We start from the raw sequence: 19002 nt of genomic DNA on the forward strand, positions 1-19002 counted from the left end.
GGGAGTACCTGTCGGGTGACAGGTAATGCCTCAAGTGTTCTGCGCAGCCGTGTCGCCGCCGTTTCCCTCGTGTTTCGAGTGGGTGTCGGACGGCCGTCCCGTGTAAACGTCCTGCGTCGCGGTCACACGATCCGGGAGTCGATCACCGCCCGGTCGCCCCGGTACCGCGAGAAGCCGTACTCCACCGGCGTCCCGTCGGCGAGGCACATGAGCCGCTCGATGTGGAAGATCGCCTGCCCCGGATCGATGTCCAGGAGGTCCGCCGTCCACTGGTCCGCGTTCACCGTGCTGAGGAGGAGCCGACGGGCGACCGGGCGCTCGCCGACCCGCCGGACGAGGACGTCCGGGACGTACTCGGTGAGCGGCGCGGACACCAGGTCGGGGAACCGCTCCTGCGGCACCCAGCTCGTCCGCACCCGGCTCGGCTCACCGTCGAACGAGATGAGGCTCTCGACGAAGTACGCACCGCTGCCGGTCATCTCGAGGTTCCGCCGCACGGTCTCCGGCGCGGGGACGAGCTGGACGCACAGGTGCACGATGCTGAGGCGCGGGGAGTCGAACACGCTGCCGCCGGCGTGCTCGCCGTAGATCGTGACCTCCTCGGTGGTGCGGGCCAGGCTGACCGACGCCACCGGCCGCACCCCGAACGTGCCGGACCGCGGGGCCCGGGTGAGCAGTCGCTGCTCCTTGAGCAGCGTCAGGGCCGCGCGGAGCACGTTCCGCGTCGTGCCGTACAGGTCGAGGAGCTCCCACTCGTACGGCAGCGGCCCGGTGAACCGGCCGGCGACGATGTCCGCCCGGATGAGGTCGGACACCTGCCGAGCCGCGTCCGACCGACGGTTGAACCCGATCCAGTGCCCGGGCGCGACGGCGCCGATCCCCATGTCCGTCCACGGCGGAGTCGGACGGCGCAGGTCGACGTGGTCGTGGCCGGGGTCCAGGTGGCGGTCCTGGTCCTGGTGGCGGTCGTCGTCGGCGGATCCGTCCACGTGGTCGGTCGGTGCGGTGTCGGTCACGAGGCCATCCCCACGGTCGTGGTGTCGCCGGTCCAGCCGGCCCACCGGAGGAACTCTCGGGCGAGCCGCACCGGGTAGTCGGGCGCCTGGATGTCGAGGGACACGAACACCCGGCGGTAGAAGGTCGGTCCGCCCAGCAGGTCGACGGCGATCCCGAGGTCGACGTCGGGCCGGAGGTCCCCGGCGTCCATCGCCCGCTGCAGCATCGCGTTCACCCGGACCCGGCGGTCGAGGTGCCAGGCGGCGACGGCCTCGGCCACCCGGGGTTCGTGCGACGCGAGCTCGACGATGAGCGGCAGCGCACGGCCGACCGGCGTCGCGACGAGGGCGTGCACCCAGCCGCGGGTCAGTCCGAGCACGCCCTCGTGGATCGGCGCGTCGAGGACGGTCGGGATCGTCTCCTCCATCAGCCGGATCGCGGTCTCGGTGAGCAGGACGTCCTTGCTGGGCCAGCGCCGGTAGATGGTGGCGGCACCGACCCCGGCGGCGTCCGCTACGGCCCGGATCGTGAACGCGCGGGGATCGCCCGCGGCCAGGATCGCGACGCATGCGGTGTACACGGCCTCGTCGACAGCGGCGCTCCGCGGGCGTCCGCGCACCGGCGCCTCGGTGGTCACGCGGCGCTCCAGTGCTCGAGGACACGGTCCATGTCCCACACCTCGCCGATCTTCGCGGCGATGTCGAACAGGTTCGCCTCGTGCACGCTGGGCAGCCGGTCGCCGACGGCCTGGCGCACCACGATCGGCACGAAGCCGTGCTGCATCGCGTCGGTCGCGGTCGCCCGGATGCAACCGCTGGTGGACAGGCCCGCGATGAACAGGGTGTCGACCCCGCGGGCGACGAGGTCGGCGGCGAGCGACGTGCCGAAGAACGCGCTCGGGTACTGCTTCGGCACGAGCGTGTCCCCGTCGACGGGTGCGAGCCCGTCGATGAACGCCCCGGTCGAGGTGCCGGGCAGGTACGCCGTCAGCGCGGGCACCTTCCGGAAGAACACGCCGGCGTTCGACCCGTCCGCCGACAGCGCCATCGTCGTGACGGCGACGTGCACGCCCGCGGTCCGCGCCGCCGCGGTGAGTTCCCGCATCCGTTCGACCGGCTCCTCGACACCCGCGTACAGCCCGCAGGCGGGGTCGATGTACGCGTTCACCGGGTCGACCACGACGAGCGCGGCCCGCCGACCCGGTTGCAGGGCGCCGGTGTACCCGGCCGAGGCGTAGTCGTCGTGGTCGTCCGTCATCGGGTCCTGCTTCCGTCGTGGGCTGGGATGGTCATGCGGAGGTCCCCGTCCCGGGGACCGGACCCGCTGCTTCGGGCCGGAGCGGTGCCTCCCGGTCCGGTGGTCCGAACGGGCCGAACGCGACGATCAGCGCCCCCAGGGCCGCGCACCCCGCGAACGTCAGTGCGGCCGCACGGACGCCGTCGACGAAGGCCTGGACGTCCGCGGCCGGCAGGCCGAGCAGGCTGCCGTCGTACGCCGCCGCCTGCTGGGCGGCCGACAGGCCACCGGTGGCGATGGCCAGGCCAAGCGCCGTCGAGAACAGGAAGCCCGCGTTCTGCAGCGCCGAGCGGATCGCGTTCGCGATGCCGCGGCGGTGCTCCGGCACCCGCGTCATCAGCGCCGACGTGCTCGGCGTCATGAAGACCCCCGTCCCCACACCCACCGCACCGAGCCCCGCCGCCGTGACCGCGTACGCGTCGTCGTCGGCGAGGGACACCGCGAGCACCGCTGCCCCGATCGCGATGAGGAGCATCCCGATCGTGGACAGCGTCCGCGCCGGGACGTGCCGCGCGAGGACGCCGGCGCTCGCCGCGGCGACCGTCGTCCCGATCGGGGTCGGCAGCACCCACAGCGCGGCCTCGACGGCGTCCTTGCCGCCCACCGCCTGGAACGACAGGGACGCCAGCAGCACCAGGGCGTAGCTCGACAGCGCGCAGAGGCCGGCCGCCGAGAAGAGCGTGATGGTCGCGCGGTCGCGGAAGATCGCCGGGTCCACCAGGGGGTGTCGGACCCGGCGCTGGGTCCAGACGAACAGTGCCCCGAGCAGCACCGCCCCGGACGCCATCGCCACGACGGGCGCGGCCGTCCAACCCGACGACCCGCCCACCGACACGGCACCGACGAGCAGGCCCACGGCCGCCACGGACAGGACCGAACCGGGGACGTCGAGGCGCTCGCCGGAGCGGGGCCGGGTCGTCCGGGGGATGAGCCGGAGCGACCAGACGAGCCCCGCGAGCGAGACCGGTACCCCGGCGAGGAAGATCCAGCGCCAGCCGATCGACTCGGCGACGAGGCCGCCGACCACCGGCCCGATCACCTGTCCGACGGCGGCGACGGTGGCGTTCAGCCCGAGCCCGAGGGACAGGATCGACTCCGGGAACACGTCCGTGAGCAGGGCGGTCGTGTTCGTCACGATCGCGGCCGCGCCGACGCCCTGCACGAGCCGGGCACCGAGCAGGACGGCGGCGTCCGGCGCGAACCCGCAGGCGAGCGAGGCGAGGAGGAAGACGAGGATGCCCGCGATGTAGAGCCGCCGCCGTCCGACGAGGTCGGCGATCCGGCCGAACACCAGGATGAGCGTGGTCGTGGTGAGCATGTAGCTGAGGAGGACCCAGCTGGACTGCAGTGCGCTCGCATCGAGGTCGCGGCTGACGTCGGGGAGCGCAACGAGCAGTGCGCTGGAGGAGATGAAGACGAGGACGACGCTGAGGCTCGACGCGCAGAGCACCTGCCAGGCGCGTCGGCGGACGCCGTCCTCGTCCGTGGTGCGGCTACTGATCGGTCGACCCTCTCGTGGCGGATGCCGGGGGCACCCTGCGGTGGTGGTCGGTGACCGACTCGAACGCGGCGGCGGCGGAGAGCACGAGCCGGTCGTCCCACGGTCGGGCGACGAGCTGCACCCCGATCGGCAGGCCGTCCGGCGCCGTGCCCGCGGGCATCATCAGCGCCGGGAAGCCGACGTAGTCGAAGAGCCGGGTGTTCCGCGGGACGACCTCGTGCAGGTTGAACCGTTCGCCGTCCACCGCCATCGTCAGGTCGTCGAGCCGCGGAGCGGTCGCACCGATGCCCGGCGTGAGCACGACGTCCACTCCGGCCTCGTCCATCCGGGCGACCATCGCGGCCTGCACGAGCGGCCGTCGGCGGAGGGCACGGAGGTAGTCGGCGGCCGTCGGGGTGAAGGCCACGTCGAAGCGCGCCCGGGTCCCGGCGTCGAAGAGGTCCGCGGTCGCGGCGTTCGCCTCCTGGTTCGCGGCGAGCTCGCCGTAGAAGACGGTCCAGCACTCCGCGTCGATCGCCTCGACGTCGTCGAACTCGATCGGCACGATCGTCGCGCCGAGTCCCCGGAACCGCTCGGTCGCGGCGGTTGCCGCGTCGAGTACGGCGGCGTCCACCCGCTCGGTGAACCACGTCCGCGGGACGCCGATCCGGAGCCCCCGCACCCGCTCGGGCGCCGCCTCGACGAGCGGGACGGCGGTGTGGGCCGTCGGGTCCTGTCCGTCGCCACCGGCGATCACGGCGAGGACGAGCGCGAGGTCCTCGGCACTCCTGGCCATCGGACCGACGTGGTCGAGGGTCCACGACAGGCTCGCGACACCAGTACGCGGCACGAGTCCGTAGGTCGGCTTGATCCCCGTCGTGCCGCAGAGCGCCGACGGCACCCGGATCGATCCGCCGGTGTCCGATCCGAGCGCCAGCGGGACGATGCGGGCCGCGAGCGCCGAGCCGGAGCCCGTCGACGATCCACCCGTCCAGCGGGAGGGGTCCCAGGGGTTCCGGACGGCCCCGTAGCGGGCGTTGTGCGGACCGCCGCAGGCGAACTCGGTTGTCGCCGCCGTGAACACCGGGATCGCGCCCGCTGCACGGAGGCGGGCGACGACGGTCGCGTCGGCCGGAGCCACGCGGTCGCCGGTCTGCAGCGAGCCGCTCGTGACGACCGTGTCGGCGACGTCGATGATGTCCTTGACCGCGAACGGCACGCCCTCGAGCGGGCGGGGATCGCCGGCGGCCCAGCGACGGTCGGACTCCGCGGCTGCCTCGGCGGCGCCGTCGACCAGGCGGAGGACGGCGTCGGACCAGACGGCGTCGCTCGTCCAGTGCGGCGCGAGGGCCGCCAGGACGGCGCCCGGGGTGGTGGTCCCGGCACGGAAGGCGGCGAGGAGCTCGGTCACGGACGCCGCGGCCGGGTCGAGCGCGACGGCCGCTGCGTCGACGGGGGTTCCGCCGGCGGTGGTCGTGACGGTCGACGCGGTGTCGCCGACCGCGGTCGGCGCCGCGTCGATCGCCGCGGTCGGCGCCGCATCGACCGGTGCGCTCGGCACTGCGTCGACCGGTGCGGTCGGCGCCGCATCGATCGCCGCCCCCAGGAGCCGGGCGAACAGCTGCTGGCTGTGGCCCGGTTCGGCGGGGAGCGACGACGGCGACGCGGGCAGCGGGTTCGCCCGACTGTCCGCGAGCGCCTGGTCGAGCTGGGGCGCGATGGTGCCGCGCACCACGGCGAACACGTCCGTCACGCCGGCACCGCCGCGTAGGCCCCGGCGAGGTACTGGAAGACGCCGGGCTGCCGGTCGCGGCCGAGCGGGAAGTCGTGCCGTGCGGCGGCGACCTCGCCCACGTCGACCGTCGCCCGGATGACGTGCCCGGCCTCGTGCGGCGGCGCCGAGACGACGAGCTCGCCCCGCGGCGTCACGATCGACGACCGGCCGAAGTAGCTGACGGTCTTGCCGTCGACGGTCTCCTCGCCGGCGCGGTTCGGCGCGATCACCCAGGTCTGCGTCTCGAGCGCGCGGACCTGCAGCTCCTGCGTGAACAGCGTCTCGCGGAAGCCCATCGACGACACGAGCACGAGCATCACCTCGGCGCCGGCCGCGCGGGACGCCAGCCAGTACTCCGGGAAGCTTCGGTCGTAGCAGATGAGCATGCCGAACCGGGTGCCGAGGGCGTCGAACACGACCGGCCCCGACCCGGCGGCGAAGTAGTGCTTCTCGTCGACGGCGGACAGCTCGTTGGTGGGGATCGACGTCTTCCGGTAGCTCGGGACGGAGTCACCGTGCACGTCGGTCCCGTGCACCAGGGTGCCGTCGGCGTCGATGAGCACGGCGCTGTTGTACTGTGCGTCGCCGGCGTCCTCGTAGAGGCCGAACACGACGGCTGTCCGGAGCCGCTTCGCGGCCTCGGCGAACCGGGCGGTGGCCGGACCGGGGACGGGCTGCGCCCAGGCCTTCCGGCTGTCGTTCACGACGCCGCAGAAGTAGGGCGTCGTGCTCAGCTCGGGGAAGACGACGAGGTCGGCGCCCTCGGCGGCCTGCTCGAACAGCGCGAGGAGCTCGTCGAGCGCGGCGTCGCCGTCGGCGGGCGTCTGCCCGGCCTGGACGACCGCGACCTCGAGGACCGGGGCGGTGCTGCCGGCGCTCATGCGGTGACCGCGGCCGTCGACGCTGCGGGGACGGTGGACACGACGTCCTGGCGGGTCTGCATCAGCGGCTGGATGCGCGTGCCGAAGTCGTCCATGCCCTGCAGGAAGTCGTCGAACACGAGCATGATGCCCTTGGTGCCCGCGACGTCGGCAGCCTCGTCGAGCATCGCCGCGACGTGCTCGTAGGAGCCCACCAGCGTGCCCATGTTCATGTTCACGGCACCCTCGGGCAGCGAGATCCGCTTCGCGGTGTTGCCCTCCTCGCCGTTCTTGTCGGTGAGGGCCTGGCCGGTCATCCACGAGATGGCCTCGACGTCGACACCGTCGCTGTAGCGCTCCCACTTCGCCTGCGCGGCTTCGTCGGTCTCGTCCGCGATGACCATGAACAGGACGTAGGAGCCGACGTCACGGCCGGTCTTCTCCCGCGCGGCGAGGAGTGCCTCGTTCTGCTCGGCGTACGCGGTCGGGGTGTTCACGCCCACCCCCATCGAGAAGTTGTAGTCCGAGTACTCGGCGGCGAACGCCATGCCCTGGGACGACTGCCCGGCGGAGACGATCGGGATGTGCGACGTCGGCTTCGGCAGCATCCGGCAGTCGTCCATCGTGAAGTACTCGCCGTGGAAGTTGCTGACGCCGTCCTCCCACAGCTCCTTCATCACCTGCATGTACTCGGTCTGGTAGGCGTAGCGGCGCTTGAAGTGCACTTCGTCGCCCGGCCAGAGCCCCATCTGGTCGTACTCCGCCTTCTGCCACCCGGCGACGAGGTTCAGGCCGAACCGTCCGTGCGAGATGGAGTCGATCGTGGCGGCCATCCGCGCGGCGATCGCCGGTGGGATGGTGAGGACGGCGGTGGTGGCGAAGAGCCGGATGCGCTCGGTGCGGGCAGCGAGGCCGGCCATCAGGGTGAAGGACTCGAGGTTCTCGTCCCAGAATCCGCTCGGACCACCGAAGCCGCGGAGCTTGATCATCGACAGGGCGAAGTCGAAGCCGTACGACTCGGCCTTCTGCACGATCTCGAGGTTGAGGTCGAACGACGGCTTGTACTGCGGCGACGCGGTCGAGATGAGCCAACCGTTGCTGCCGATCGGGATGAAGACTCCGATGTCCATGGGGGACTCGCTTTCTGTGTGGGTTCGGGGAGGGAGGAGGGTCAGGGTCAGGAGCGCTTCGCGGCGGCCTTCGCGGCGCTCGCCACGGAGTGCCGCCGGATCGTCTGCGAGACCGCGACGGCGACGATGAGCGCCCCGCCGTAGAACAGCTGCTGGACGAAGTTGTCGGCGCCGAGCATCTGCAGCCCGACGACGCCGGAGAACAGGAAGTAGACGGCGATGAAGGTGCCGATCGCGTTGAAGCGGCCGGGGATGATCGCGGTCGCACCGAGGTAGCAGGCGGCGAACGCGGGAAGCAGGAACGATTGCCCGCTCGAGGGGTCCGCACCGCCGAGCGTCCCGGCGTAGACGACCCCGGCAACCGCCGCGGTGAGGCCGGCGCCGACGAACGCGCCGACCCGGAGCCGCCGGACGTTCAGACCGGACAGCTCGGCGACGGTGCGACCGGTGCCGACGAAGAGCAGGCGCCGGCCGACCGGGGTGGCGCTCAGCACGACCAGGACGACGACGGTGGCGATGACCCCGTAGACGAAGGCGAGCGGGAGCCCGGCGAGGCCGCGCCAGCCGACCGTGGCCTGCACGAGCGCGGGGTCGATGCCGGTCACCGACGACGACGCGCTCATCCACTGGATCAGCCCGATCATGAACGTCGACGTGCCGAGGGTGACGATGAAGGAGTCGATGCGGAACCCCACCGTGAGCAGGCCGTTCACGAGCCCGACGACCACGCCGATCACGAGCCCGACCAGGATCGCGGGCAGCAGCGGCACGTCCATCTTCGCGTTGAGGACGGCGATCGACATCGCGGAGAGCGACATCGTCGAGGCGCCGGACAGGTCGAACTCGCCGGCGGTCAGGGGGAACAGGAACCCGAGCGCCAGGATCAGCAGCACGGACTGCGACCCGAGGATGTTCTGCAGGTTGCCGAGCGTCGGGTACGTGTCCGGCAGCGCGACGCTGAACCCGATCACGATGACGAGCCAGGCACCGAGCAGTGCGTAGCGCTCGGTGTGCCCCCACGAGAAGCGCGGGCGGGTGGGACGGACGATCGAGGTCTCGAGGACCGGTTCGGCGGTGGTGGACATCAGGCGTTCTCCTTGACGGGGGAGGAGTCGACGGGGGAGGTGAGGGGAGCGGCGGACTCGACGAGGCTGGCGACGACCGCGGCGGGCTCGACGAGGCTGGCGACGACCGCGGCGGCGATGACGTCGCGGTCGATCCGGTCCCCGGTGAGCACGTCGTGCACGCGGCCGTGGGCGAGGACCACGACGCGGTCGCACATCTGCGCGAGCTGGTCGTAGTCGGTGGAGGCGCACACGATCGAGACGCCGCGTTCGGCACTCCGCCGGAGCATCGCGAAGATCGCGGCCCGGGCACCGACGTCGATGCCCTGCGTCGGTTCCTGCAGCAGCACGAGCCGCGGGTCGTCCTGCATCCACTTCGCCAGGACGGCCTTCTGCTGGTTGCCGCCGGACAGTGTCCCGAACAGTGCGCTCGGGTCGGCGGGACGGACGTCGTAGTCGCGGACGAGGCCGGCGACGTGTGCCCGCTCGCGTGCGGGCGAGAGGCCGAACAGCCCGCGCAGGCGGCCGAGCACGGGGAGCGTGACGTTCTGCTCGACCGACAGGGTCAGCGCACCGCCCTCGCGCTTGCGGTCCGCGGGGACGTAGACGACGCCGCGGCCGATCGACGCCCCCGGCGAGGTGCGCGCCAGGTCGACGGTGCGCTCGTGCACGGTCAGGGAACCGGTCGCGGGGCGGGCGCCGTACAGGCCGGGGAGGACGTCCTCGACGCCGGAGCCCGCCAGGCCGGTGATGCCCACGACCTCACCGTCGGCGACGTCGAACGACAACCCCTCGACGACGCCGACGTGCAGGTCGCCGACGCGGACGACGGCGTCGCCGGTGGCGGCCGGACGGGGAGACCGTGCGGCCGCTCCGTCGAGGCCCCGGCCGACGATGAGGGCGACGAGCTCGTCGGCGGTGGTGGTCGCGGTGTCCCGGTGGGCCTGCACCCGGCCGGCGCGGAGGACGGTGACGCGGTCGGCGTGCTCGAGGACCTCGGACATGTCGTGCGACACGAGGAGTGCCGAGGTCCGGCCGTCGGACACCAGTTCCTTCACGACGCGGAAGAGCAGGTCGGCGTCCTCCTTCGGCAGGAACACGGTCGGTTCGTCGAGCACGATGAGCGCCCGCTCCCCGCCGAGTTCGGCGACCGCGCGGAGGATCGCGACGAGGGCCTTCTGGGTGTCCGTGAGCTCCTCGACGCGGGCTCGCGGGTCGATGTCCACGCCGTACCGGGCGAACAGCTCGGCGGCTGCCCGGTGCTCGGCGCCCCATCGGACGAAGGGCCCGCGGCCGGCCACGACGGTGGCGAGCCGGAGGTTCTCGGTCACGCTGAGCGAGGGCACGAGCGCCAGGTCCTGGTGGACGAAGCTGATGCCGACGCGGCGGAAGTACCCGGGTGGCACCGGCAGCGGGAGCAGGGCGCCGCGGACCTCGATCGTCGCCCCCGGCTCCGGCGCGTACGTGCCGGAGAGGACCTTGATCAGGGTCGACTTGCCCGAGCCGTTCTCGCCGAGCAGCGCGTGCACCTGTCCGGGCCGGACCTCGAGCTCGACGTCGTCGAGTGCGGTGAGTCCGCCGAAGCGCTTGGTGAGCCCGCTGATCCGCAGCACCGGTGCCGTGGCGGTCACTTCGCCGGTCCCCAGATCTTCTCGTACCCGGTCTTGTAGGCGTCGCCGTAGCCCTTGCTCGGCACCGGCGGCGTCCCGGTCTCGTCGACGTTGTCCTTCGTGAAGACCTTGAGCGGGGTCTGCTCGTTCCCGTCCTCGACGATCGGCGTGCCGGTGAGCACACGCCCGGCCTGGTCGAGCGTGGCGTAGGCGAGCCACTCCATGTTCTCGCCGATGTCCATCGTCATGACGCTGCCGTCCTGCAGGATCTTGAGGACCGCCGGGGTGCCGTTGTACGAGGACGTGTGCACCTGGCCGGTCTTGCCCGCAGCCGTCACCCCGGCCTCGACGAACAGTGCCATCGAGTCGTAGACCGGCAGGACGTAGTCGAGGTTCGGGTCGGACTGGATCGCGGACTGCACGGTCGACGAGATCTTCGTCGCCCAGTCGGACACCGGCACGTTCGTGACCTTCACCTTGCAGCCGGAGCACTGCGCGGAGAACTCGGACTGCATCGCCTTCACGATCCCGTCCGACGGTGGGACCTCGGACGACGTGATGATGAGGACGTCGCCCGTGCCCTTGGTCTCCTTGATGGCCCAGTCGGCGTTGAGCTTCGCGGCCTCGTGGAACGGTGCGGTGACCTGGGCGGCGACGAGCGGCTGGAGCTGCGCGGGGAGCGACTCACCGGTCTGGTACGTGTGGCTGATCAGCACCGGGATGCCCGCCGCCTTCGCCCGCTTGAGCGCCGGGACGATGAGCTCACCGTTGACGCCCTGGGCGAGGACGATGATGTCGGCCTTCCGGCTGATCGCCTGGTCGATGCCCGCGGACTGCTCGGTCGGGGTGCCCTGGTTCGTGTACTCGATCCACTTGGCGCCGTACTGCTCCGCGAGCTTCTCGCCAGCCTGGTCGACCGACACGATGAACGGCACGGCGGACGAGTTCGGGATGTTGAAGATCGTCTTGCCGGCGATCTTCGACATGTCGAACGGCTTGCCCTCGAACGTGAACTCGGGGTCGACGCTCGCCGCCTTGATCTGGCTGGTGGCGTGTTCCACCCCGGCGGAGTCGTCCGACGACCCGGTCGAGGCGGTGGACGTGGCCGAGCAGGCGGACAGGAACAGCACGCCGCTCAGGGCGGCTGCGACGAGCGCGGGACGGACGAGCGCAGCACGGAGGAGCGCGGGGCGGACGAGCGCGGGGCGGACGAGCGCGGGACGGGCCGGCTGCGTTCGGGACGGTGCGGGGGACGACATCGGTCGGAGACCTCCAGGACGGGTGGAGCGAGGAACGAGCGGGGAGCGGGACGGGGGTGCGGGGACGACGAACACCCCGCAGCGCGGGGTGGGCGTGACGAGCGGGTCGGAGGCCGCGTCACGCGGTCCGGGAGCACCACCGGATGCGGTGGTGGGGAACGCTCCGCCGGCGGCGAGGCGTCCGGGTGACGGGGCCGCTGCAGTGGGGCTGATGCGAATGTAACCGTCCGCGGGACCCGGCAGGGCGGTGCCCGGTAACGGTCCTGTTAGGCGTTTGTTTCGCTGGTGTTAGGCCACCGACGCTGGACCGCCGGAACCGCACCGTTCCGCGCGGTTCGGGCTGGTGCTCTTCCGCCGCCTCGGCCCGGCCCGCTGCGGATCCGCACGGTTCCGCGGCGGCGGTGGGTGGGCGAAACACGCCGGACGCAATCGTGTCGACTTCCGGTAACGGGTCTCTCACAAATCGGTCGAGCCGAGGGTCGACGGTGCTGGCGGAATGCAGGACGCGGCCCCGGACACCGAGCCGCTGACCGGGGCATTCCGCGCGCGGCGGTCCGACGGGCGCTGGCGTAACCCACCCGACACGGAGCCGCCACGGAGGCGAAACGAGCGGAGGGTGGACTGCATCCACACCACCCCCGACCGCAGGAGCACACCGATGATCACCACCGTCGTCGCCGGCAACCCCAAGCCGGCCTCGCGGACGCTCGACGCCGCCACGGTCGTCCTCGAACGGCTCACCGGTCGCGCCCCGGACAACGTCGTCGACGTGATCGGCCTCGGCCCAGGCCTCCTCGGCTGGGGCGACGAGGCCGTCGCGGCCGCGGTCCGCACCGTCGCCGCGTCCGACCTCGTCGTCGTGGCCTCACCCACCTTCAAGGCGACCTACACCGGCGTCCTCAAGCTCTTCCTCGACCAGTTCGCGACCGGTGACGGCCTCGCGGGCGTCGTCGCGGTGCCGCTCATGCTCGGCGCCGGACCCGCACACGCCCTCGCCCCCGAGGTGTTCCTCAAACCCGTCCTCGTCGAGCTCGGCGCGACCGTGCCGGCACCGGCCCTGTACCTCAACGACAAGCACTACTCGGAGCCCGCGTCGACGGAGGCCTGGGTCGCGCGCTGGCGCGACGTCCTCCTCGGCGCGGTCACGAGCCTCCCGGAAGGAACCCGCTCATGATCAGCCCCTACTCGACCGACGCCCCCGACCTCACCGCCCTCCGCCAGGCCTTCTCCGGCTTCCCGTGCGGGGTCGCCGCGCTCTCCGCGATCGTCGACGACGAGCCGACCGTGCTCGTCGCGTCGTCGTTCACGGTGGGGGTCTCGCAGGACCCGCCGCTCGTGATGTTCGCGGTGCAGCACACGTCCACGACGTGGCCGGTGCTCGCCGGCGCGGAGACGATCGGCGTCTCGATCCTCGGCGAGGGGCACGCGCAGGTGACGCGCCAGCTCGCGTCGAAGGACAAGTCCGTGCGCTTCGTCGGTGTCGACACGACGGTGTCCGAACGCGGGTCCGTGTTCCTCGAGGGGGCGCCCATCTGGCTCGAGTGCTCCGTGGAGCACACCTACCCTGCCGGTGACCACGACATCGTCGTGCTGCGGGTCCTCGGGCTCATGTCCGACTTCGCGCACAGCCCGCTGGTCTGGCACCGGTCCGCCTTCGCGACGCTGAGCGCCTGACGGCGCGGGGCAGGCAGACGGGAGGCCCGGAGCACGTGAGCGGTCCGCTCACGTGATCCGGGCCTCCCGTCCAGTGCCCCCGGTGCGTCGGCGACGCAACCCGCGTCAGCCGCGCAGCGCCTCCGCCAGCTTCACCCGGCTGCCGGTGCGCAGCAGCGCGTTCTCGTAGATCCGCGCGCCGATGACGACCACCAGCACCACCGAGGCCGCGACGATGACGAGGGACAGGACCGGTTCCCACCACGCCGCCGTCCCGAGGAAGATCCGCATCGGCATGCCGATCGGCGCGCTGAACGGCACGTAGGACATCACGCCGAGGATCGTCGGGTTGTTGTAGGCCACGATGATCAGCAGGTACGGGATCATCACGAGCATCATCACCGGGGTGGTGACGCTGCCGACGTCCTCCTGGCGGGACACGAGCACGGCGGCGGCGGCGAACAGCGAGGCGATGAGGACGAAGCCGATCGCGAAGAACCCGACGAACCACAGCATGCTCGGGCCGAGGACGGTGAACATGTTGTCCTGACCGGTGACCGCCAGCGTCACCGCTGCCGCGATCGCCACCGCCACGATCTGCGCGAACGCCATCACGCTGTTGCCGAGGACCTTGCCGGCGAGGAGCGCCCGGGCCGGGATCGCCGCCATCAGGATCTCCACGACGCGGGTGGACTTCTCCTCCACCACGCTCTGCGCGATCGACTGGCCGAACGTCACCGCGGAGGCGAAGTACACCACGCCGAACGCCAGCGCCACGATGTAGATGAGTCCACCGGGGATCGCGTTCGGGTCGAGCAGCTCGATCCGCGGGGTGACGCTCAGCGCCGACACCACGTCGGTCGGGGCGTCGTCGAGCCCGACGACCTTGTAGCCGAGCGGGTCGTCCGACGGCAGGACCGCGGCGTCGACGTCGCCGCTCGTCACGAGCCGTTCCGCGGCGGCGGCGGTCGGCGCCTCCGTCACGTCGAGGCCCTTGCTCGTCGGGAGCTGCACGCCGTCGACGACCGCGACCGGGGTGGTGTCGCCCGCCGTGGCCTTGCTGACGACGCCGCCGACGACGATGGACGCGACGACCATGAGCACGAGGATGCACGCCGAGACGATGAACGCCTTGCTGCGGACCCGGGCCTGGATCTCGCGGGCGGAGACGAGTCGCACCGCCTGCACGAAGGAGCTGTTCACCGCACGACCTCCCGGAAGACCTCGCTGAGCCGCGGCACCCGCGGCGAGAACGAACCGACCGTGCCGTGCTGGACGGCACGCTGCAGGACCCGCTGGGCGGTGGCGTCGTCCGCTTCGAACAGGGCGTAGCCGCCGTCGAACTCGCGGACGGTGACGCCGGGTTCCGCGCGGAGCCAGGCGACGTCGCCGTCGACCAGGAGCTCCCACGCGGCCGGACCGGCCTGCTTCCGGAGCTCGTCCTGCGGACCGGCGGCGCGGATCGTGCCGTCGGCGATGACCACGACGTCGTCGCAGAGTCGCTCGACGACGTCCAGCTGGTGGCTCGAGAACAGCACCGGAGCGCCGCCCGCCGCGGACTCGCGGAGGACGTTCAGCACGACGTCGACCGCCATCGGGTCGAGGCCCGAGAACGGCTCGTCGAGGACCAGGACCTCGGGGTCGTGGGCCAGCGCCGCGGCGACCTGCACGCGCTGCTGGTTGCCGAGCGAGAGCTTCTCGACCGGGTCGGTGGCGTGCTGCGCGAGGCCGAGCCGGTCGAGGAGGTCGGTCGTGCGGGCAGCGGCGGCGCGCTTGTCGACGCCGTGCAGCCTGGCGAAGTAGGTGATCTGTTCGGCGACGGGCATCTTCGGGTACAGCCCACGCTCCTCTGGCATGTAGCCGAAACGGCGCCGGTCGGCCGGACCGATCCGGGTGCCGTCGATGGACACGGTGCCGGAGTCGGCCTGCAGCACGCCCAGCAGGATCCGCATCGTGGTGGTCTTCCCGGCGCCGTTGCCGCCGACGAACCCGGTGAGCCGACCGCGGCCGACGGTGAAGGTCACGTCGTCGAGCACCCGGCGGTCGCCGTACTGCTTGGTCACCCCTTGGATGGTGAGCATCTCGTTCCCCTGTCCCGGCGGTGTGCACCGCCTGCCGTCGACGCTATTGGGACGGGTGCCCGGGGTGCCTCCGGCGGAGGACGGGTCTTCGGGGCTGCCCGGGGTCGGCCGGCTCCACCGCGAGGGGGAGGAGCGTGGGCGGACCTCGCACGGTGCGTGGTTGGTGGCCGGGTGTGGCGTGGTGGCGTGGATCGCACGGTGCCGGGTCCGTCAACCGGTGCGAGGTTGGTGGCCCCGTGCGCCGTTGCAGCGCCGCACGGGGCGATCAGCCTCGCACGGGCTGAGCAAGGCCGCACGGTGCGGTGTCGGCCGACGTCGCACGGGCTGAGCAAGGCCGCACCGTGCGAGCGGGGGTCAGCGGGCGACGCCGTGCTCGAACGCCCAGACGACGGCCTGGATCCGGTCGCGCAGCCCGGTCTTCTGCAGCACGTTCGACACGTGGGTCTTCACGGTGGCCTCGCCGACGAAGAGCTCGGCCGCGATCTCCGCGTTGCTCAGGCCCCGGGCGAGCAGCCGCAGCACCTCGGACTCGCGCTCCGTCAGGCCGACCTCGGCGAGTGCGGCGTCGCCGACCGCGGTGCCGGGCAGCGCGGACGCCGACGGAGATGCCGACGCGGCGGACAACGAGGACGCCGACGCCGACGCCGCCGCCGCTGACGCCGCCGTCGCGCGACTGATCACGCGCCGGGTCACGTCCGGTGCGAGCAGTGCGTCCCCCGCCGCGACCGTGCGGACGGCGTCGATCAGCCGTTCGGGGGAGGCGTTCTTCAGCAGGAACCCGCTCGCTCCGGCCTCGAGCGCCTGGAAGAGGGCGTCGTCGTGGTCGAACGTCGTGAGGACGAGCACCGCCGGGGGATCCGGGAGCGCTGCGATCCGCCGCGCTGCCTCGAGCCCGTCGACTCCCGGCATCTGCACGTCGAGGCACACCACGTCCGGACGCCAGGCACGGACGGCCTCGACCGCCTCGGCGCCGTCGGCTGCCTCGGCGACCACCCGGAAGCCCGGCTCGGACTCGAGGATCACGCGGAACCCGGCGCGGACGAGCACTTGGTCGTCCGCCAGCACGATCGTCAGCTCGTCGGCAGCCATGCCCGCACCAGGTACCCTCCGCGGGCGCGCGGCCCGATCTCGATCCGACCGCCCACCGCGGTGACGCGCTCGCGCATCCCCACGTGGCCGAGCCCGCTGCCGGACGTGTTCCGGGGAGCGGTTCCGCCGCGGCCGTCGTCGGCCACCTCGACCTCGACGCCGTCGTCGAGGTACCGCACGCGGAGGTCCGCGCGGGCGCTCGGGCCGGCGTGCTTGAGCACGTTCGTCACCGCTTCCTGCGCGATCCGGTACGCCACCGAGGACACCGTCGGCGGGACGTCACGGGCATCGCCGACGACGACGTACTCGGTCGGGTGCCCGGCCGTCCGTGCGGACTCGGCGAGCTCCCCGATCCGCCCGAGACCCTCGGTGCTCGGGGCGCCGCGGTCCTCGTCGTCGGAGCGCAGGGTGCCGAGCATCCGGCGGAGCTCCTCGACGGCGGTCCGGGCGCTCTCCTCGACGACGCCGAGCGAGGCCGTCGCCTGCTCGGGGTCGCGGCCGATCACGCGGCGAGCGGCCCCGGCCTGCACGCCCATCAGGGACACGTGGTGGGCCACGACGTCGTGGAGTTCGCGGGCGATCCGCACGCGCTCGAGCGTGACCGCCTGCGCCGCCGACCGTTCGCGCTCGGCAGCGAGTTCCGCGGTGCGCTGGTCGAGCTCGTGGCGCGCCACGGCCGACGTCCACGCCCGGTTGCCCGCGTACCAGGCGGCGCCGAAGTACACGACGTTGATGACGATGTTGATGAGGGAGTACGCGATCACCGGCGGGATGATCGAGCCTCCGTCGTTCGGCAGCGCGTTCGGGACGGCCCAGCCGAACGAGATCGCGATGAACAGCCACGCGAACATCCCGCCGATGACGACCCAGCGGACGGCCTCGGCGCGGACACGGTCGGAGCACCAGGCGCCGACCGTGTAGAGCGCGATGAACAGCGTGAAGTTGATGACGAAGAGCTCGGGGACGTGGAACACCTGCGTCGACGCGAAGGCCAGCGCCGAGACGATCGCGACGGTCATCGGGTACCGGCGCCGGAACGCGATCGGAGCGGCGTTCGCGGTGATCACCAGCGCCGAGACCCACCACGCGGCCTGGTCGTCGCCGTAGGTGCCGGCCGCGCTGTACAGCACCGTCGAGAGCGTCAGCCCGCCGAGGAGCACCAGTGCGAGGACGGCGTCCTGCCGCAGCTCACGCCGCCCCACCGGCAGTCGCGACCACTCCGTGCTCGTCCCCATGTCGACAACGCTAGCGGGTGCGGTCGGCGGGGCGGTGGTCGACCTGGAGGCACGGTGCAGGTGACCGACGTCGGTCACCTGCACCGTGCCTTCAGGCCGGTGCGCGACCCGCGTTCAGCCGTCGGCGTCCGTCGGCGACGCGACCCGCACCCGCGGCGGCAGCCCCGCCACCGCCGCCCGCCATGCCCACGCGGCACCGGCGAACACGGCCGCGGTGACCGCCCAGAGCACCCACGGCACGTCCGTGTCGAGGAGCCCGAGCATCAGCGGGAACAGCGCCATGCCGACGGAGCTCGCGGTCTGGAACACCCCGATCGCGCGGCCGCGGATCCGGGGGTGCGGCGCCTCGGCCATCACCGCGTTCGCCGCCGGCAGCACGAGCATGTCCGCCACCGCGAGCAGCACGCCCACGCTGACGACGTACGACCAGGCGGCGACACCGTCGAGTGGCGGGAGCACGATCAGCGGGACGACGCTCAGACCGGTCAGCCCCGCGCCGACCGCCACCAGGACGCCCCGGTCGAGACCGGCGACCCACCGGGTGACCGACGTCTGCAGACACGCGGCGAGTCCGGTGGCGACGGCGAACTGGACGGGGGCGACGGCCGCGGGCAGGTGCCAGCGCTCGACGAACAGGACGCTGAGCGCGACGTTCGGCAGCACCATCGCGGGCCCGATGAGGAACTGCCCGAGCGTGATGAGGCGCATCGACCGGTCGGCGGCGAACTCACGCAGGGTGCCGGTCCGGAGGTCCTCGAGGTCACGGGCCGCCGTCGCAGCGGGAGCCGTGCCGCCGGTGCGCTGGGTGGCGAACACGATCGCGGCGGCGACGCTCGTGACGACGTTCGCCAGCACGAGCCAGCGCAACCCGTCGTGGCCGCCGCCCGCGAGGACGACCGCGGCGACCACGGCACCGGCGCCGAGAGCCGCGGCCTTGGTGGCCTCGAGGAAGGCGAACCACTGCTCGAACGGCCGACCCGCCGACAGGTCGTGGACGTACGCGGTCCACGACGTCCAGTAGAGCCGTTCGGACGCGTTCGCCAGGAAGATCGCGGCGAAGACCACGACCGGGTCGTGCGCGACGAGGTAGAGCGTGAACCCGGCGGCGGACAGCAGGTTGTTCGTGACCATCGACGCCCGCGCGCCGAACCGGTCGGTGAGCACTCCGCCGAGGAGCCCCACCGGCAGCGCCAGCAGCGACGCCGCGGTCGAGAGCAGGCCGATCACGGCGAGCGAGAGGTCGGTGGTCAGGGTGAAGTAGACGATGGTCAGCGGCAGCGTGAGGCCGGCGCCGATCGTGTCGACGAGGACCGCGGCGGTGATGAAGCGGTGCTCGGTGAGCGTGGCGAACGAGGCCCGGAAACGGGCGCGGATGGAGAACACGGGGAATCCCTCGGAGTCGTCGCGCGGCGTCGGTGCCGCGCGGGCGTACTGGAAGCGCGCGGACGGTGTGGTCCGCGTGGAGGGGGAGCCGG

General features: G+C 72.3%; 17 protein-coding genes. 2 read left to right on the plus strand and 15 right to left on the minus strand.

Annotation, left to right across the window (positions count from 1 at the left end):
• Positions 1–122: 122 nt before the first annotated feature.
• The 10 genes from BLT36_RS09860 to BLT36_RS09905 are packed head-to-tail and all read right to left on the minus strand — an operon-like array spanning position 123 to position 11469.
• A complete protein-coding gene (locus tag BLT36_RS09860; protein ID WP_092094753.1) occupies positions 123–1016 on the minus strand; it encodes a GntR family transcriptional regulator in 894 nt (297 codons plus the stop codon).
• Positions 1013–1633: a TetR/AcrR family transcriptional regulator gene (locus BLT36_RS09865; RefSeq protein WP_175529595.1), complete on the minus strand. Its 621-nt coding sequence runs from the start codon at positions 1631–1633 to the stop codon at positions 1013–1015. The genes BLT36_RS09860 and BLT36_RS09865 overlap by 4 nt, the downstream gene beginning before the upstream one ends.
• Positions 1630–2253, minus strand: coding sequence for an isochorismatase family protein (locus tag BLT36_RS09870; protein ID WP_092094757.1), 624 nt, complete (start codon positions 2251–2253; stop codon positions 1630–1632). Before BLT36_RS09870 ends, BLT36_RS09865 begins: the two co-directional genes overlap by 4 nt.
• Before the next feature lie 31 nt (positions 2254–2284).
• Positions 2285–3742 (minus strand): MFS transporter, encoded by a 1458-nt coding sequence (locus BLT36_RS09875; RefSeq protein WP_092094759.1) that lies wholly within the window; start codon positions 3740–3742, stop codon positions 2285–2287.
• Positions 3743–3785: 43 nt separating this feature from the next.
• Positions 3786–5525, minus strand: a complete 1740-nt coding sequence (locus BLT36_RS09880) for an amidase (protein WP_092094761.1) — start codon at positions 5523–5525, stop codon at positions 3786–3788.
• The gene (locus BLT36_RS09885; RefSeq protein ID WP_092094763.1) at positions 5522–6427 is read right to left on the minus strand and encodes a carbon-nitrogen hydrolase family protein; all 906 of its coding nucleotides are present in this window, start codon (positions 6425–6427) and stop codon (positions 5522–5524) included. The genes BLT36_RS09880 and BLT36_RS09885 overlap by 4 nt, the downstream gene beginning before the upstream one ends.
• Positions 6424–7536, minus strand: coding sequence for a pyrimidine utilization protein A (gene rutA, locus BLT36_RS09890; RefSeq protein ID WP_092094765.1), 1113 nt, complete (start codon positions 7534–7536; stop codon positions 6424–6426). Before rutA ends, BLT36_RS09885 begins: the two co-directional genes overlap by 4 nt.
• Positions 7537–7583: 47 nt before the next feature.
• On the minus strand, positions 7584–8621 hold the full coding sequence (locus BLT36_RS09895) for an ABC transporter permease (RefSeq protein ID WP_092094767.1): 1038 nt from the start codon (positions 8619–8621) through the stop codon (positions 7584–7586).
• On the minus strand, positions 8621–10231 hold the full coding sequence (locus BLT36_RS09900) for a sugar ABC transporter ATP-binding protein (RefSeq protein WP_092094769.1): 1611 nt from the start codon (positions 10229–10231) through the stop codon (positions 8621–8623). The genes BLT36_RS09895 and BLT36_RS09900 overlap by 1 nt, the downstream gene beginning before the upstream one ends.
• A complete protein-coding gene (locus BLT36_RS09905) occupies positions 10228–11469 on the minus strand; it encodes a sugar ABC transporter substrate-binding protein (RefSeq protein WP_092094771.1) in 1242 nt (413 codons plus the stop codon). Before BLT36_RS09905 ends, BLT36_RS09900 begins: the two co-directional genes overlap by 4 nt.
• 658 nt (positions 11470–12127) lie before the next feature.
• Between BLT36_RS09905 and BLT36_RS09910 the strand changes: the two genes are divergently transcribed.
• Both BLT36_RS09910 and BLT36_RS09915 read left to right on the plus strand, forming a co-directional pair.
• On the plus strand, positions 12128–12643 hold the full coding sequence (locus tag BLT36_RS09910; RefSeq protein WP_092094773.1) for an NADPH-dependent FMN reductase: 516 nt from the start codon (positions 12128–12130) through the stop codon (positions 12641–12643).
• Positions 12640–13143: a flavin reductase family protein gene (locus BLT36_RS09915; RefSeq protein WP_092094775.1), complete on the plus strand. Its 504-nt coding sequence runs from the start codon at positions 12640–12642 to the stop codon at positions 13141–13143. Before BLT36_RS09910 ends, BLT36_RS09915 begins: the two co-directional genes overlap by 4 nt.
• 105 nt (positions 13144–13248) lie before the next feature.
• Here the strand turns inward: BLT36_RS09915 and BLT36_RS09920 are convergent, their stop codons facing one another.
• The 5 genes from BLT36_RS09920 to BLT36_RS09940 form a co-directional block, all read right to left on the minus strand.
• Complete coding sequence (locus BLT36_RS09920; RefSeq protein ID WP_092094777.1) at positions 13249–14325, minus strand: ABC transporter permease; 1077 nt, start codon at positions 14323–14325, stop codon at positions 13249–13251.
• On the minus strand, positions 14322–15203 hold the full coding sequence (locus tag BLT36_RS09925) for an ABC transporter ATP-binding protein (RefSeq protein ID WP_092094779.1): 882 nt from the start codon (positions 15201–15203) through the stop codon (positions 14322–14324). The genes BLT36_RS09920 and BLT36_RS09925 overlap by 4 nt, the downstream gene beginning before the upstream one ends.
• A 354-nt stretch (positions 15204–15557) precedes the next feature.
• Complete coding sequence (locus BLT36_RS09930; protein WP_092094781.1) at positions 15558–16292, minus strand: response regulator; 735 nt, start codon at positions 16290–16292, stop codon at positions 15558–15560.
• The gene (locus tag BLT36_RS09935; RefSeq protein WP_092094783.1) at positions 16274–17527 is read right to left on the minus strand and encodes a sensor histidine kinase; all 1254 of its coding nucleotides are present in this window, start codon (positions 17525–17527) and stop codon (positions 16274–16276) included. The genes BLT36_RS09930 and BLT36_RS09935 overlap by 19 nt, the downstream gene beginning before the upstream one ends.
• 114 nt (positions 17528–17641) lie before the next feature.
• On the minus strand, positions 17642–18910 hold the full coding sequence (locus tag BLT36_RS09940; protein ID WP_092094785.1) for an MFS transporter: 1269 nt from the start codon (positions 18908–18910) through the stop codon (positions 17642–17644).
• Positions 18911–19002: the final 92 nt, after the last annotated feature.

Source organism: Curtobacterium sp. UNCCL20 (genome assembly GCF_900101675.1).
Classification (GTDB): domain Bacteria; phylum Actinomycetota; class Actinomycetes; order Actinomycetales; family Microbacteriaceae; genus Curtobacterium.